Source organism: Cellulophaga sp. RHA19, from assembly GCF_002813425.1.
In the GTDB taxonomy this organism is placed as follows: Bacteria; Bacteroidota; Bacteroidia; order Flavobacteriales; family Flavobacteriaceae; genus Cellulophaga.
In genome coordinates this window covers 989,821-1,005,824 of the sequence record NZ_PHUL01000001.1, presented here as the reverse complement: position 1 = coordinate 1,005,824, position 16,004 = coordinate 989,821, and the positions used below count along the sequence as shown (strand labels likewise).

Sequence of the window (16,004 nt, the reverse complement as noted above, 5' to 3'; positions counted from 1 at the left end):
TTTTGTTTCTTTTCTAAAATTTAACGTTAACACCAAGCCCTAAATATCTTGTAGAGGGATCTTGTAAATTATTATCATTACCAAAATCAGGGTCTATAATATCTGCCTTTTTCCATACAAATAAATTGTAACCACTAAGTGTTATATCTAGGTTTTTAATACTTTCTATATTTACTAACTCTGTAAAATTGTACTTAAAAGAAAGTGTACGTAGTTTAAAGAAGCTACGATCAAAAATATTGGCAAACTTTTTATTCTCTTTATAAGATACAGCTGCTCTATATGGATAATTTTGCGACCAAGTCTGCCAGCTAACTGCCGTTGTATTTTTTTGATATTCTCTTGTGTCAGAAATTACAGTACCATCTGTGTCTGTAACCAACTCTCCGCTTGTTACATTTACTCCTTTTGGCACATAAACAGGTTGCCCTGCTGCATATTCTGCATCTCTAAATTCGGTTGAATTTGGATGTTTACCACCCCACCACATTTTCTCTACTGTTAAAGACCTCATTAATCCTCCCCAAACACCATCTATACCAACATTTACAGATAAATTTTTAAACTTAAAAGAGTTTTGCAATCCTAATGTCCAGCTAGGATCTGAATGCCCTAAGTTTCTCTGGAAATTATCTTTAATAGGTAAGCCGTTTGATCCTAATATTAAGTCACCATCTGCAGATTTTTGCCAAACCGTAGCATAGTAACTATCTGCTCTTTCGTTTAATTTTAAATTATTATACCTATCATTATTACCATAAATTTCAGTGATTTTTTTTACTTTTTTACTCCAGTTTGTACCAATATCCCATCTAAAGTTATCTGTACGTATAGGTGTTGCGTTTAAAACCACTTCTAAACCATTAGTTGTATACTCATTACCGTTCACTTTTCTGTTTTCAAATCCAGAAGTATTAGATATTGGTAAATCTATAATCTGGTTTGTATCTACTACATTGTAATAAGTTACATCTAAACTAAGTTTGTTTTTTAAGAACGCAGTAGACATACCTAACTCAAAAGATGTAGAGCTTTCTGGTTTAATATCTGCATTAACCAACCCATTAGGATATTGTAATTTTACATTACCACCAAAAACACCATTATTAGAGTAATATGCTTCTGTGTTATACGGACTTAAATCGTTAGATACTTTTGCCCAAGATCCAAAAAACTTAACATAATCTATAGCTTTTGGCATTGTTATGTAGTTAGACACAATGGTACTTAATGAGGCCGAAGGGTAGAAATAAGACCTATTCTCTTTTGGTAAAGTAGAAGACCAGTCGTTCCTTGCAGCAACGGTTAAAAACACTGCATTATATAAGTCTAAACCTAGGGTACCATATACGCTGTTTATAGCTTTTTCTTCTAAATACGTACTGGCGTTTAAGTTTCCTTTTGTATTATTTAAACTGTACACAAAAGGAACTACTAGACCATCTGTAGAGTTATATTCTTGTTGATATTTTCTGTAAAAAGTAGACGCACCAGCATTTATATCAAAAGAAATATTATCATTAATAGCTTTGTTGTATGATGCTAAAATATCATAATCTACTGTTAACCTTTCATTATTCCAAGTTTTATAATCACCCTCTCTTGCATCACCATAATTTAAGTATGTTTTAGGACTTTCTCTATCTTCAAAAACATCTTTCAAAACTGCAGACCCTCTAGCTTGCAGTTTAAAATCTTCTGTTATTTTGTAGTTTAATTTTAGTTGTGCATTAATAAGGTTAGCGTCATACTTTTGGTTGAGCTCATTAGCAGCAAAGTACACATTATTATACCAGGCATAGTTCCAGTTTGCTTGTCTGTAACCTTCTTGACCTGGTACGTATAAATGATTTTTTAAATCTTGGCCATCTACATCATCTCCCATCCAAATAAGAATAGTGTACATATGGTTTTTAGGTCCGTAACCATGGCGTGGATAATTAGGAGAGTAAACTTTGTTATATGATAGTTTACTATCTAAAGTAAGTGAGTTGGTTAGCTTAGTTCTGCTTTTAAAACTTAAACCACCAGTTTTTAACTCGGAATTTGGCACCCTATCTTTTTGCGAAGAGTAATTACCAGACAACCTAAAAGAACCTTTATCTGACTTGCTAGCTATAGAAAAATCTGTTGATGAAATAACTCCTGTCTCCATAAAGTCTTTTAAGTTATTATGGTATTCCCAAGGAGTTGGAACTCTAGAATAACGAGATTTATCATCATATTGTGTACCTGCAACATCTCCCCACCAAGGTGTAGTTTCACCAGTAACATTATCATAAATTGGACTGTTCCATTGTGATACAAGTACACCTGGCTCAAATTTTGGCCCCCAGATCATATCTCCATCAGAAATACCGCCATCTTTACCATCCCAAAACTCATATTTACCATTAGAACCATTACCGTACTCTGTTTGTGTTTCTGGAAAAACTGTGAAACCTGCAGATACCATTGTATTATGACTTACAGAAACCTCTAGACCTTCTACTTTAGCATTTTTTGTTGTAATTAAAATAGCTCCATTTCTACCTCTAGAACCATATAAAGCAGATGCTGTAGTACCTTTAAGTACATTTATATCTGCTATGTTGTTAGCAGACACGTCAAAGAAATCTGTTTCTACAGCTATACCATCTATTACAATTAAAGGTGTTTTACCTCGCAAAGAAAAAGATGGACTTTGTAAAAGACCTGTTGGGTTACTAACAGAAAGGCCTGCTACCTGACCTGTAAATAAATTACCAACATTAGGAGCGTTTATTTCATCTATAATCTCTGTTTCTATCTTCTGTGTTGCATACCCAATCTTTTTTTCAGATTTTGTAATTCCCAATGCGGTAACAACAATTTCATTTAACTTTTCTGAATCTGGAAAAAGCTGAATTGTTACAAAAGCTTCATTAGTAATAGTAACTTCTTTTGTTACATAGCCTATGTATGACACTAAAATTACTGTGTTCTCTTGCAGGGAGTTAATCTCAAAACGACCATCAAAATCAGTAGCTACACCTGTTTTGGTTCCTTTTATAATAACTGATGCCCCACCCAATGGAACATTACTCTCATCTAAGACTTTTCCTTTAAGCGAACCTTGGGAATAGCCTACAAAAATTGCCAATAAAGCAATAATTAGGGTTAGTTGGTTTTTTTTCATTTTCTTTAATATTTGGAAACTTTTATTAGTTGTTCTTTCGCAAATATCAAATCTCATTGTTAGGTAATGTATCTGTACAGATTAAGTAATTAAAAGGTTTTTGTTAAAAACATTAACAAATAGTAAAATCCTAATAACTTGTGTGTTACCATATGTTTTATACTATATATATTGAAAAATTATTCTTGTTAATTAAAAAACAAGAAACAGAAAAAGCCTTACTCTACAGCAAGGCTCTTTTCATATAATTTAAAAAGTTAAGGTTAAACTACAACCTCATCTTTATTTACTATCTTATTTACTATCTTATTTACAATAAGTGCAATTGCACCATCGCCTGTTATATTAGCAGCAGTACCAAAACTATCCATTGCAATGTAAAGTGCTATCATTAACGCTTGCGCTTCTGCATTAAAACCTAACATTGTTTGCAAAATACCAACAGCTGCCATAATTGCACCACCAGGAACTCCTGGAGCAGCAACCATTGCTATACCCAACATCATTACAAAACCTGCAAACATTGTAAAGTTAAAATCTAAACCTTGCATAAGCATAAGCGCTACTGCACAGGCAACAATTTTCATTGTACTACCAGCCAAATGTATGGTTGCACAAAGCGGAACCACAAAATTAGCAACCTTAGGAGAAACACCATTTTTTTGTACTTGTTGTAATGTAACTGGTATGGTAGCTGCAGAAGACTGTGTACCCAAAGCTGTTAAGTATGCAGGTGCCATATTAAGCAATGCTTTTATTGGATTTTGTTTGGTTATTGCTCCAGCAATGATAAACTGTACTAACATTAGTAAAAAGTGCATTACAAAAATAATTCCTATAATTTTTAGGAACACACTTAATACAGACTCTACTTGACCATTATAAGCAATGGCAGAAAAAATACCTAAGATGTATAAAGGAAGTAGAGGAATTATTACCTTCTCTATAACCATCATTATTATTTTCTGAAAATCGTTAGCCACTTTTTTTAAACTACTTTCTCCTTGTGATGCTAAACCTAAACCTATAACAAATGCCAATACTAAGGCAGACATTACATCTAACACAGGTGGAATTGTTATAGAGAAAAACGGACTTAATTTTTCTACGCCTTCACCAACATTTTCTACGGTTTGTGCTTCTATAAACGAAGGGAAAAAACCAGATGCTACAAAGTAGGTTGAAAATCCAGAGAACAAAGTAGAACCATAAGCTATAGCAGCTGTAATAAGTAATAGTTTACCAGCTCCTTTGCCTAAATCTGCAATAGCAGGCATTATTAAACCTAAAATTATTAAAGGAATAGCAAAACCTAAAAACTGACTAAAAACAGCTTTAAAAGTATTAAATAACCTATTTATAGATTCTGGTAAATACAAACCTATAAGTATACCTAAAATGATTGCGATAAACACTTTAAATAGCAGGTTTGATGTAATTTTTTTAAGCATAGTTTAATTTTATGTTTATAAAAACACAAATATAGCCTAAGTACGCTAGTGACTAATTTTTAATGACAGTTAGTTATTAACTAGTTAGGTTTATAAACTATTCTTAATCTAAAGTAAAAGTAAAGTCGTTGTAACTTTCTGTACTCCAAGCCAAGTGTTTTGTTACTGGTGATGCTGCAAAAAACGGAGAAAATGTATGTACTTTAACGGTTTTATTGTCTGGTAAAAATTCTAAAATTCGTAACCAACCATCACCACCATTACCTTGCCAACCGCCACCCATAGCTTGGGCGTTAAATGCCATTTGATTTACCTTTTTTCTTCCTTTGTTTTTATCTTCTTTAAAACCTACATGTGCTTTAAAATCATCTGCACCACCAATGTGGCCAGAAAAAACAAGTTGTATATTTTTAGATGGCTCTACCAATTTTTGCCACACAGCTTCTCCGTAATTACCATCTTTTATTGGGTAATTTTCTTTTTTTATTCGCTCGTTTTTAGAGTTTAAATACGAGTGCGTAAGTAATGCTACAGTATGGTTTTTATATTTCTCTTCATCAACAACATTTTTTGCCCATTGCACAATAGTATCTCTTGGTGCAAACTCTAAGGTCATAAACAAAAATTTACGTCCGTTTGGTGCTGTAAAATCAAAAGCTGAGTTTTCTAAACTTGGGTGTCCACCTGCATTTTTAGCAGCTGCACTAAGTAATTTATAATTAGCTTGGTTTTTATGTGCCGGAAAATAAGTATTGTAATTAGAACCTCTGTGCTCTACTCCTTTATAACCATAATCGTGATTACCCGCAGCTAAAACATAAGGAACCTGCCCATCTAACCTACCAAACATTCTAGACACAGCCAACCATTGTTGTCTACTTGTTTGGTTTCCGTTTTTACCGTCTGGAACAATCATGTCATTTTGTTCTACTAAATCTCCGGTACACAGCACCATTTTTATGTTTAGTGAATCTATGTTTTCACTAATCCAAGCTGTCATTAAATCTAATGTTCCTTGGTTGCGTTGGTACTTTACATAGTTTTGTGTGTCTGGCACTAAAATTAGTGTCCAAGAATTAGGATTAGATAACTTTGGAGCTTCATACTTTTTTTGAGCTAATACAGCTTGCTGTACTGCTATTATTAAAAATACAACTAATGTATACTGATAAACCTTTTTCATACCTACGTAATTATTATTAACCTTAAATGGGTTAATTGTTTTCTTTGTTTAGTCATCAAAATAAATCAAAAAATAATTTACTCGCTAATAAAAGAGTTTTTATTATTTGTATGTATAGGCACATATTTATTAATAATGTACGGCGTAATAGCCCTTAATGTTTTACCAGTAACTGGATGCAGTCCTGGACTAGAAAAATACTCTATTTCATCATTATTTTTAATATACCAAACTAGTGGTTTATTTGTTACTTTGTCAAAAAAATCTGTAGTGATTGTTACATTTAGTTTTTTAAAATTCTTCAATTTATTAGCATCAAAAGGCATTATATCAGCTTCATACTCTGGTTGTAGACTAGTGTTGCAATCTACTTGTTGATATTCCATTTTTACCCAAACCATACATTTAGCAATTTTTGCACCTGTAATTTGACTAAAAAAATAACCTATAGCAACAACTATAAAAATTATGCTTGCTATTTTTATTAATAAGTTTTTTTTATTGTTTTTAATAACATTAATTGGCTTAGAGTCACTTACAACATCTTCTTTTTTTTGAATATTTCTATTCTTAGATTTTACATATTCTTGATAATTATTAAACCCTAAATACTCGCATAGCAAGTTAACACTAGCATCTCCTATCTTTTTATATTTAGATTCCTTATTGCTCACATATTTATCATAAGCCCGTTCTAAAGTTTTTGAGCTTAAAGTTGTTTTATCTGCAATATGCATAGCCAATGCATACCTAGAATGCGATGGAATTTCACTTTCCGCTTTTTTAAATGATTCACAAACAATTTCTCTTAAATAACAACGCTCCATTACTTCAAAAATACAAATTATCAATTAGACAAAGTACAGACACAACCCTCTACAAACGCTGTAAACATTGGTGTCTGCTAATTGTCTTACATAAGTCTGTTTTGTGTCTATAACAAAACTTTCTTAATCAATTTACTTTGCCCCAAGATTGGTTTACAGCTGTGTGTTGCTAACATAGCTATTCTAGAAAAATCTTTCTTACGGAAATCTGTAATGCGGTTGGTGATTAGCCGGACGAGAAGTAGTTAAAAACTGCTGCATTACAATTTCTACTTCTCAAAAAACAGGAGTAATCCTACCATTTTAAAGGGTTGTTGCAACCTATAAAAAACTTTCGAACGGAAGATCGGACAGCAACGCCTATGTCTAAAAATTTTAAAAAAAATTATGAAAAAAGTATTTATAGCCTTAATGGCACTAGTTCTTAATATGTCTATGTTTTCTTGCTCTGTAGATTCTGCTGATGCTAACGATGCGTTGTATGAAACACAGGCTACAGAAGGTGATGAAGGAGAAGATATTCCTTTACCAGAACCACCTCCAATACCTAATACTGGTAACTAAAAAAAAATTGAGCTACACCTTTTGGTGTGGCTCTCTTTTTTTGAATACATTTATACAAAAAATTATATTTTGGGTAAGTTTTTTGCACTTATAGTAGTTCTCCTATTTTTTTCCTGTACTTCTAAACAAAACGCTACTACACTAAGTACAGCATCTAAATTAGATAGTGTTTCATTTTACCTTAATGAGGTTGCCAACACAAAACTTAAACCTTCTAAAAAAATAGAGATTGTTAACAAAGCCTATAAGCTGGTAAAGTTTACAGATGATGAATTATACAATACTGTTTTAACTCAAAAAACACATACTCACCTTCTTCTACAACAATATGATAGTTTGTTGTTTTACAGTAAACTGTTTATAAATCATTCTAAGTACACAAAAAACAAAACAAATCTAGGGTTTATATATTATTTAAAGGCATACTATTTTCACACTATAGCTAATAATATAGATAGTGCTTTTGTAAACTACAATTTATCTAAAAACCAGTATAAAGCTGTTAATGATAGTAGTTGGATAGCTAAAAACTTAATTAGCATTAGTAATATTCAAAAAAATAAAAGCGATTTTTTTGGGAGTAAAGAAACCATTACAGAAGCATTGCATTATTTAAACCCAAATAAAGACAGTATAACCGCTGCCCATGCCTATAATACATTGGCTAGTGACCACAGAAAATTATTAAATTTTGATGATGCAGAACTGTACTATAAAAAGGCTATTAATTTAACTACAAGCTATAAAAGTATACTTATTTATAAAAATAATTTAGCTGCTTCTTACATAGACAGTAAAAAATATTCTAAAGCAATTACTTTATTAACTGAGGTATATGAAAATGATTTAACCCAAAATGATAAAAAACAAGCAGCAAGGGTACTAGATAATTTAGCCTATACTAAATGGTTAAACGGCAGTACACATAATATAGAGACAGACTTGCTAAACGCTTTACTACAAAGAACCAAGCATAAAGATTTAAAGGGTAAAATTGCTAGTTATACACATTTGGGTGAGTTTTATACGAGTACAAACCCTAAAAAAGCTTCTTCATATTTAGATTCGGTTATTACCTTATCTAAGGTGGTAAAAAACCCTAAAGCTGAAAAAGACGCATTAAATTTTTTAATTAAAATACACCCTAAAAATATAAATTATAGAGATCGGTATTTATTTATACAGGATAGTCTTTATAAAAATGATTTAAAAGTAAAAACTCAGTTTGCTAAGTATAAATATGATGATGCCTTAAAAGAAGAATCTATTTTACAACTTGAAAAAGAAAAAGCTCAAAAAGAACTAGAACTAACCCAACAACGTGCACAAAAACAAGGATATAGTATTGGTATTGCTGTTCTTTTATTAAGTTTATGCTTTCTGTTTTACTTTTATATGCAGCGTAATAAAAGACTAAAACAACAAAACAAATTAGACAAATTACAGGCTACTTTAGAAACCGAAGCACAACTGTCTAGAAAACTACATGACGATTTTGGAGCAAAAATAAATCACGCAATGGTATTGTTACAAAACAATACAGAAACAACAAAGGTTTTAGATTCTTTAGAAGATTTATACAAGCAAAGCAGAGATTTTTCTAGAGAAATAAATGATGTAGATACAGGTGAAAATTATAAAGACCATTTATATGGTATGTTACAACAAAACAATAATCAAGATATAAAACTAGTAATTACTGGTGGTAAAAATATAGACTGGACTATTGTAAATAAAATAAACAAAACTGTACTTTATAAGGTACTTAGAGAACTTGTAATAAATACAAATAAGCATAGTAAAGCTACTGTTATTAACATTAGTTTTAAGCAAAACTCTAAAAAATTAGAAATTATATGTTCTGATAATGGCATTGGAGCAACAAAAAAAGCACTAAATACAAAAAATGGACTCCTGAATACGGAAAAGCGTATTAAAGCCATAAACGGAACAATTATATTTGAAACCAAGAAAAACGAGGGTTTTAAATCCGTAATTGAAATTCCTAATTAAAAAATAGCTGTTTTATGTTTACTAAAGTGTTAATAGCCGAAGATTTTCAGGACACCAACAATGGTATTGTAGCTGCCATAACAAAAAAGCTCTTTATTACAGATATTAAAGAAGAGTTGTACTGCGACAAAGCTTACAACCGTGCCGTAGTTGCATATAAAAACAACGTTCCTTTTCAGCTCTTGGTAACAGATTTACAGTTTAAAGAAGGTTACACAGACCGTAAGCTTACCTCTGGCATAGAGCTTATAAATGCTATAAAAAGAGTACAGCCAAATATTAAGGTTATTGTAAATTCTATGGAAGATAACCCAACAAAAATAAAAGCTCTTTTTGAAGAGCAAAAAATAAATGGTTTTGTATGTAAAGGCAGAGAAAACCTAAACGAACTTATGACTGCTATACAAGATGTTTATAACGGTACCAACTACGTATCTCCACAAATAAATATGTCTTCTAACACTACTATTATAGAGTTAGATGATTTTGATATACTTATGTTAAAAGAGCTAGCAGAAGGCTTAAGTAAAAAAGAAATTGTATTAAAGTTTAAACAAAACAATATTACTCCTAATAGCGAAAGTACAATAGACAAAAGAATTGGCAAGTTATTTGATGATTTTGAGGCTAAGAATACAACACACCTAATTGCTAAATTAACTAGAGACGGAATTATATAATTCTAAGCTCTAAAGCCTACTTAACAATAGAAAATTTCATATACACAGGAAGATGATCTGATAAATATCTTCCTGTTTCTAAGTTGGTACAATTTTTAATAAAATCTAAAACCTTGCTATCTACCTTTTTTATTTTTTTAGAGTAGTAAATATTATCAATAGCATAGTTTACATACTGCCCTCTATAACACTTCTTTTTTAGTGTTGTTTTCTTATTTACTACTGCTGCTTTGTAGCCTTTATCTTTAAGGTTAGTAAACGCTGTGTTTTTATTATTTACATTAAAATCTCCTACAAACAATATTGGAGAAGTAAACCTATCTAATATATATTTTGATATTTCTTTTATTTCACTTTCGGGGTCTTTGTTATATGGTCTGGAGTGAAAATTAAGAACCGTAAACTTGTCTCCGTTTACATAAAAATCTAATAAAAAAGGTTCTCTCTCTACCTTCTCGTCTAATTCTTTTACCAAAAAACCTCTATTTTTTATTTTTATGTATTTAGTTTTCCAAATAAAGGCATAACGCTCTGTTACATATTTAGAGCTGTTGGTGGGGTTGCTAATTACATAGTCCCACTTACTACCTTTTCTGTTTAAAGCATCTGCTAGTTTGGCAACTGCCTGTGCACCACCGTAACCAGATACAACTTCTTGTATTGCTAAAATATCTGTATCTCTAACAATGTCTGCTATTTTATCTAATTCTTCACTGTTTTTTGTCTTACCAAAATCTCTAATATTCCAAGAAATTATTTTTACTTCTCTAGACTGAGAATATGTAGAAAAATGAAAAGATAGTATACACAGTAATAATAGTTTTTTTAGCATATTAATTAATATTTAAACGCAAAAGTAACTAAAAAAGAATGCTTGGTATTACTTAAACACGTAGTAAAAAGGTAGCAATACTTGTTTTTCTTTATAGCCAATAACCAATAATAACAAACATCATTACGGATATCCGTAAAACTATTTTTAGCAGTAAGTTTATTTTTGCAATGTTATTATTAATAGTTCTAATTATTAAAGTATTTGGTCTGCTTGCTAATGCGGTAATGGGGAAGTTATTCAAGTTAGTAGGTAAGACCTTTTCTTTATTAGTTTCTGTATTTTATTGTAAGTTAAATAATGTAAATTTGTATTTTTCTACTCACAAACACTATGTCCAAACCATTTTATGAAATTAAAAAAACCAATACTAATGAGTACTGTTTTAACTTAAAAAATAGTGAAGGGGAAATAGTATTATATGGCGAAACTTTTAAAAATATAGCCAAGTGCAAACAACAAATTATTTTTGTAAAACAACACGCCTACGACTATGATTACTACCATAGCAAAGTAACCCAAAATAACGAGTACTATTTTTATTTGTGTTTAAATGAAGATACGCTACTAGGAAAAAGTAAAAAATATAAAACTATAGAAGCTAAAGAAATGGCCATAGCAACAGTAATGTTATGCGCAACAATAGCTACTATTAAGCATTTTAAGTGAGAAAAAGTAGATTATTTTTAACGTAACTTAAATTTAAATATCCTCTCACAAAGCTAAACCTCTATCAAAATCTACTTGATATTGAGAAGGAATTGTTGTTCGTATTTGCACAGAATTTTGAATAGGTCCAAAAACAAAATCGTGATTATTTATTAAATCTTGTATGAACTCATTACAGTTAATACGATGTAAAACTTTTTTACCTCTTCCTTTTGTGAATTTTCTATTTAATGGTGGAGTGAATTTATGAAGATTTTTATAACAATTCATTCTTATTTCTGGACCCCAAGCTCCTTGGTTTTGATTCTCTTCTCTATATAAATCACAAGAGCCATCAGATTTTGCTATGAACCCTAAAGTTTCATAATATTCTTCAGGAGAATCAAATCTCATTTTTTTTCTTACACCAAAATATTTTTTATACATATGTTTTGTTTTTTATGCTACATTATAAATTCTACTTAATTCTCTTTTAATTGTTCTGAAATCAAGGTCTATTTCTAAATTTTCAGTTAGACCTGTATTGACAACATAAATTAAAGATTCTTTTCGGTAAACAAATTCACCTTTATTCAAAGATTGCTCTATGCTATCAGTTTTGGCTAATAAACAAACAAGTTGATAGTCTTTATTTATTTGCTGTGTTTTATTACTTGGATGTGCTTTTGTGTAATGTTGTGTTGGTGTTAATTTTATTAAATTTTCTAAATAATGAGCTAATTGAGGAAAATCTGCTTTTGGAAAAATATGATGTATTTGTGTCGCTTCTCCATTTGACCATTGGTCAGTAACTTCACTTTGAGTATACATTTTACGAATCATATTCATAGCCTTTTGGACTTGGTAATCTGAATAAGCTTCATTTTGCTCAATCATTAAGTTTTCGTGTTCTGAAATAGCTTCTGTTCTTGAAATGCCTTTGTTTTTATCAATATCTCTCCAATTTGGACGATTATACATCAAATCTGTGTAATAGATTTGTCTTTTGGATAAACGACCTTTTATTGTTCCAGAAATATTGTTTTCACAAGCGTAAACATTTAATATTTTTGGAAAAATTCTATTTACTTCTGTAGTTCCATTTATTGGTGTATTACCAATTATAAATCTTTGAAAACGAGTTTTTAAATCTTGAAATTCAGCATTGTCAATAGTTTTAGCTATACATTTGTTTTTAAAATCTTCAAAAAATCTTAATAGATTACTATCTGACAAAACTTTTTCTAAATAGTGGTAAAGAAAAATGTAAGCATTTCTCTCTTTCATTCCGATAAATTCCAATATGGATTTATTTGCTATTTTATATAGATTTTTATTTCCAGATTTTCGCATTTCTAAAACTCCTGAATATGCTAAAGTTCTCAATGGTTGAGAAGTGAATTTATCATATTCTTGACGAGTTGTTTCATTTTGAGCATCAGGTTTATTAAAAATGCCTTTTACATTTGTGTTGAAATAATTGTCGTTCCAGATATCATCTTTAGTAAATTCAATATTCCTGTCAGCATCATAATTTAAAACACAATCTGCAATTATGCTTAAAACGTCAGGTGTTACTTTTTGGTCCATAAATCTTGCGTCTTTACTTTTTCTTACGTCAAAGTCAAATTTTTGCAAGTGGTTGGTAATGTTTTCTATCATTCAGATAATTCTTTTAAAAGTCCAAAGAAAAACACAGAGTTGTTGTCAATGTTCAAAGAACGGGTTCCGTGATTTCTTGCTACTCGATAATAATTTTCAAATTCTTTTGTACTATAAAATTCTAAATCCTGTTTAGTTGGTAATCTGCTTCCGTTTTTTAAGGTCAATAAAGCTACTGAACCATCTACAATTGTGTTTTTAGGTAAGAACGCTGCTCTTGGGTAATAAGTTAAATTTGGTACCATTATAACATCTTTTTCATTGATGTATTTTGAAACTGCCAAGTTTTCTAAATCATTTACATAACAATCATAGTTAGCAAGGTCTTTAATTTCGTTATTGCCAATATTTCTAGCTTTTAAAACTCTTATTTCACCATTATTTTTAGTTAATGATTTTGTTATTTGTCTATCTCTAAAACTTTGGAATATATCAAGTTTCATTTTTGAAGCAATTTTATCGAATTTATCGCTTCTATAAATTAACCAATAAGGAAAATCATTAGATAAAATATATTTTTTACTTTTTAGAGAGTATTTTTTACTTATATAGCTTTCAATTTTAATGTTATCGGATTTTTCTGTTTTGATAGTATTTACTAAAAAACTAACAGTTTCGATTTTTACACCTTTAAACGCTTTCTCTCCATAATCACAAATTTTTTCTAGATTATGAGCGTTAATTAGTTTTCGAGTTTTATTAAACTCTGGAGAGTTTAAAAGACTTTTGGGAACAATTAAAGAAATGTAATTACCTAATTTTATTGATTTTTCAATAAAAAAAGAAAACAAGTTATTGGTATCTGTGTTTTGCAAACCAAATCTATATCTGTCAAGTAATTCTTTGTTTTTTGTTAGTTTTTTATATGGAGGATTTCCGACAACTAAATCATATTTTAATTTAGTGTTCCATAATAGAAAATCAACATTTTTTAGATTTATTTTAAAGTTTTTTGGCACTTTAATCTTCTCTAAAATAGTTTTTAAAACTTTTAATGAGTTATTGTCAATATCACAAACATCAATAACAATTTCTTCTTTGGCTTTATATTTTTCAATTAATTGAGGAATAAAATTACCAACACCAACAGATGGTTCTAAAATTCTAATTTTCTTTTTCTTTTTAAGTTCTGGTAAATCTTTAATAACTGAAAAAGCAATGTCTTTTCTTGTGAAATAAGCAGAAGTTTCTTGTCTTTCAGAATTAGAAAATTCTGCAATTAAAAAGATGTTTTCTAATGATAGTTTGTTGAAGTTTTCTTTTATAAATAGAATTAAATTTTCTGTAATATTCAATTTATTTTCTTCAATAATATTTTTTATTTCAGTACTTGATATTTTTTCTTTTTTGTAAAAGTTTTTAATATTAGAAGCAATACTTTTAAAAACACCGGTTGGAACAGCTTCACCTAAACAATGTCTTATATTTAATTCTTCTTTTTTTAGAAATAGTTTTTTTTCTAAATCTGATTTTTCGTTTAAATCTTTCGTGCTTACATTAAACCATTCAAAACTATCAGGAATAGACATCATTCGCATAAGTTCTCTTATTGAGAATACACGATTATCTGTTGGGTGAACAGTATTTTGACTTGATAAAATATCATTCCTTGTGTGTACACAAGGACCTTCTTTGTCCCAATACCATCTAGCATATTTATCTCCGTTTTTACTTTTGTTTGGTACTAGTTTTCCATCAATGATTCTGTGAGGTATTCTTAATTCTTCAGTTTGTTCAAAAGCTGATTGACCTTCTTTTAAATTTTCAATCCAAGGAAGCATTCTTTTGTCGAATTCACGATAAGCGTGAAAAATATCTTCGGATATTTCACCCATTTCTTCTAATTGTGGCAAATCACCAATAAGTTGACGTAAAGTTTTTGCTTTTTGTTTTTTTGGAAAAATATCAAAAGGTGAAACATCTTGAATATCTTTTCTAATTCCAATTACTAAAGTTCTTGTTCGACTAGAATTTGAACCGTATTCTTTGAAGTTTACAATTTTAGAAAGAATATTATACTGACCTCCAAGATTATATTTTATTGCATCTTTAATAGGTTTGTCTATGCCATCAACATCTGTACAAATTGTATTTAAAAATGCTCTTACATTTTCGTAAATGAAAAATTTAGGAAGTATTTCTTGTGTTACTTTAATAGATTCAATAACCAATGAATTTCTTGACTTTTCATTGTTTTTTTTGTGATTAGCAACAGACATACCTTGGCAAGGTGGAGTTGCAATAATTACGTCAGGTTCTTTTATTTTATGTTTGTTTTGCCAAAATTTTAATTCAGAAAAAAGTCTATTCTTAACTTCTGAATTAGAAATATCACCTGAAATATAACCAGTTTCGTATTTACATTTATTGTTGTAAAGTTGAATTTTTAAGCGCTTTGTTAGTAGTTCATTCGTTGCTATACATTCAAAACCATTTTGTTTGAAGCCATAGCATCCAACTCCAGCACTGCTAAATAAGCTGATGTATGTTAATGGTTTTTTCATAATTCTAATTTTCCTTGTTTTACGTTTACATTGCGATAATAGTTAGCAGTATCTTCTGCAACCGAAAAAATAGATTCAGAACATTTATATTTCATTGCTTCTTTAACGAATTTATCTGCAAAAAACAAATCAGTAACGGTTTGTAAATCGGTTTGAAATAGTTCAGCTAACTTTCTCAATTTCGTTTTGCTAAACTTTTGACTTTCGTTTTCAATGCGACATATTGCACTTGTATTAATTCCGATTTTTATTCCGAGTTCGGTTTGCGTCCATTCTCGTTTTTCTCTTTCTGTTTTTATATAATGTCCGAAACTTGTCATTTGACCTATTTTTAGCAAATGTAATAATAAATTGCGATTTTTATATCAAGTACAAGATGAATTGGATCAATCCCTAAGTTCTATTTGATGAATAAAAACTAAATTCGTCCCCTAAAACCAAAAAAGCCTTTACATTTCTGTAAAGGCTTTTGTTTGCTTGTGG

General features: G+C 30.0%; 13 protein-coding genes. 4 read left to right on the top strand and 9 right to left on the bottom strand.

Annotation, left to right across the window (positions count from 1 at the left end):
• Positions 1 to 13 precede the first annotated feature (13 nt).
• The 4 genes from AX016_RS04380 to AX016_RS04365 form a co-directional block, all read right to left on the bottom strand.
• On the bottom strand, positions 14 to 3,157 hold the full coding sequence (locus AX016_RS04380; protein WP_100894455.1) for a SusC/RagA family TonB-linked outer membrane protein: 3,144 nt from the start codon (positions 3,155 to 3,157) through the stop codon (positions 14 to 16).
• Between the two features lie 263 nt (positions 3,158 to 3,420).
• Positions 3,421 to 4,608, bottom strand: coding sequence for a dicarboxylate/amino acid:cation symporter (locus tag AX016_RS04375; protein WP_100894454.1), 1,188 nt, complete (start codon positions 4,606 to 4,608; stop codon positions 3,421 to 3,423).
• Between the two features lie 103 nt (positions 4,609 to 4,711).
• The gene (locus AX016_RS04370; RefSeq protein WP_100894453.1) at positions 4,712 to 5,791 is read right to left on the bottom strand and encodes a metallophosphoesterase; all 1,080 of its coding nucleotides are present in this window, start codon (positions 5,789 to 5,791) and stop codon (positions 4,712 to 4,714) included.
• 77 nt (positions 5,792 to 5,868) lie between these two features.
• Entirely contained in the window at positions 5,869 to 6,642 is a 774-nt protein-coding gene (locus AX016_RS04365) for a hypothetical protein (RefSeq protein WP_157811083.1), read from the bottom strand.
• Positions 6,643 to 7,005: 363 nt separating this feature from the next.
• Here AX016_RS04365 and AX016_RS17180 point away from each other — a divergent pair, with 363 nt between their 5' ends.
• The 3 genes from AX016_RS17180 to AX016_RS04355 all read left to right on the top strand — a co-directional run bounded on the left by AX016_RS17180 (position 7,006) and on the right by AX016_RS04355 (position 9,875).
• Positions 7,006 to 7,182 carry a hypothetical protein gene (locus tag AX016_RS17180; protein ID WP_157811082.1) on the top strand — a complete coding sequence of 59 codons (177 nt, stop codon included), beginning with the start codon at positions 7,006 to 7,008 and terminating at the stop codon, positions 7,180 to 7,182.
• Between the two features lie 69 nt (positions 7,183 to 7,251).
• Positions 7,252 to 9,195: an ATP-binding protein gene (locus AX016_RS04360; RefSeq protein ID WP_100894451.1), complete on the top strand. Its 1,944-nt coding sequence runs from the start codon at positions 7,252 to 7,254 to the stop codon at positions 9,193 to 9,195.
• Positions 9,196 to 9,209: 14 nt separating this feature from the next.
• Positions 9,210 to 9,875 (top strand): DNA-binding response regulator, encoded by a 666-nt coding sequence (locus AX016_RS04355; RefSeq protein ID WP_100894450.1) that lies wholly within the window; start codon positions 9,210 to 9,212, stop codon positions 9,873 to 9,875.
• A 16-nt stretch (positions 9,876 to 9,891) separates the two neighbouring features.
• Here the strand turns inward: AX016_RS04355 and AX016_RS04350 are convergent, their stop codons facing one another.
• Positions 9,892 to 10,707, bottom strand: coding sequence for an endonuclease/exonuclease/phosphatase family protein (locus AX016_RS04350; protein ID WP_100894449.1), 816 nt, complete (start codon positions 10,705 to 10,707; stop codon positions 9,892 to 9,894).
• A 333-nt stretch (positions 10,708 to 11,040) separates the two neighbouring features.
• Here AX016_RS04350 and AX016_RS04345 point away from each other — a divergent pair, with 333 nt between their 5' ends.
• Entirely contained in the window at positions 11,041 to 11,376 is a 336-nt protein-coding gene (locus tag AX016_RS04345; protein ID WP_100894448.1) for a YegP family protein, read from the top strand.
• A 45-nt stretch (positions 11,377 to 11,421) separates the two neighbouring features.
• Here AX016_RS04345 and AX016_RS04340 read toward each other — a convergent pair whose 3' ends face one another.
• The 4 genes from AX016_RS04340 to AX016_RS04325 are packed head-to-tail and all read right to left on the bottom strand — an operon-like array spanning position 11,422 to position 15,841.
• A complete protein-coding gene (locus tag AX016_RS04340) occupies positions 11,422 to 11,769 on the bottom strand; it encodes a hypothetical protein (protein WP_157811081.1) in 348 nt (115 codons plus the stop codon).
• Positions 11,770 to 11,814: 45 nt separating this feature from the next.
• A complete protein-coding gene (locus tag AX016_RS04335; protein ID WP_100894446.1) occupies positions 11,815 to 13,017 on the bottom strand; it encodes a hypothetical protein in 1,203 nt (400 codons plus the stop codon).
• Complete coding sequence (locus AX016_RS04330) at positions 13,014 to 15,521, bottom strand: DNA cytosine methyltransferase (RefSeq protein ID WP_100894445.1); 2,508 nt, start codon at positions 15,519 to 15,521, stop codon at positions 13,014 to 13,016. Before AX016_RS04330 ends, AX016_RS04335 begins: the two co-directional genes overlap by 4 nt.
• Positions 15,518 to 15,841: a helix-turn-helix domain-containing protein gene (locus tag AX016_RS04325; RefSeq protein WP_100894444.1), complete on the bottom strand. Its 324-nt coding sequence runs from the start codon at positions 15,839 to 15,841 to the stop codon at positions 15,518 to 15,520. Before AX016_RS04325 ends, AX016_RS04330 begins: the two co-directional genes overlap by 4 nt.
• Positions 15,842 to 16,004: the final 163 nt, after the last annotated feature.

Excerpts from the sequence above, each read along its gene's own strand:
- AX016_RS04330 (WP_100894445.1), bottom strand. The coding sequence starts at position 15,521 with ATGAAAAAACCATTAACATACATCAGCTTATTTAGCAGTGCTGGAGTT.
- AX016_RS04325 (WP_100894444.1), bottom strand. The coding sequence starts at position 15,841 with ATGACAAGTTTCGGACATTATATAAAAACAGAAAGAGAAAAACGAGAA.
- AX016_RS04370 (WP_100894453.1), bottom strand. The coding sequence starts at position 5,791 with ATGAAAAAGGTTTATCAGTATACATTAGTTGTATTTTTAATAATAGCA.
- AX016_RS04345 (WP_100894448.1), top strand. The coding sequence starts at position 11,041 with ATGTCCAAACCATTTTATGAAATTAAAAAAACCAATACTAATGAGTAC.
- AX016_RS17180 (WP_157811082.1), top strand. The coding sequence starts at position 7,006 with ATGAAAAAAGTATTTATAGCCTTAATGGCACTAGTTCTTAATATGTCT.
- AX016_RS04380 (WP_100894455.1), bottom strand. The coding sequence starts at position 3,157 with ATGAAAAAAAACCAACTAACCCTAATTATTGCTTTATTGGCAATTTTT.
- AX016_RS04355 (WP_100894450.1), top strand. The coding sequence starts at position 9,210 with ATGTTTACTAAAGTGTTAATAGCCGAAGATTTTCAGGACACCAACAAT.
- AX016_RS04335 (WP_100894446.1), bottom strand. The coding sequence starts at position 13,017 with ATGATAGAAAACATTACCAACCACTTGCAAAAATTTGACTTTGACGTA.
- AX016_RS04340 (WP_157811081.1), bottom strand. The coding sequence starts at position 11,769 with ATGAGATTTGATTCTCCTGAAGAATATTATGAAACTTTAGGGTTCATA.
- AX016_RS04375 (WP_100894454.1), bottom strand. The coding sequence starts at position 4,608 with ATGCTTAAAAAAATTACATCAAACCTGCTATTTAAAGTGTTTATCGCA.
- AX016_RS04350 (WP_100894449.1), bottom strand. The coding sequence starts at position 10,707 with ATGCTAAAAAAACTATTATTACTGTGTATACTATCTTTTCATTTTTCT.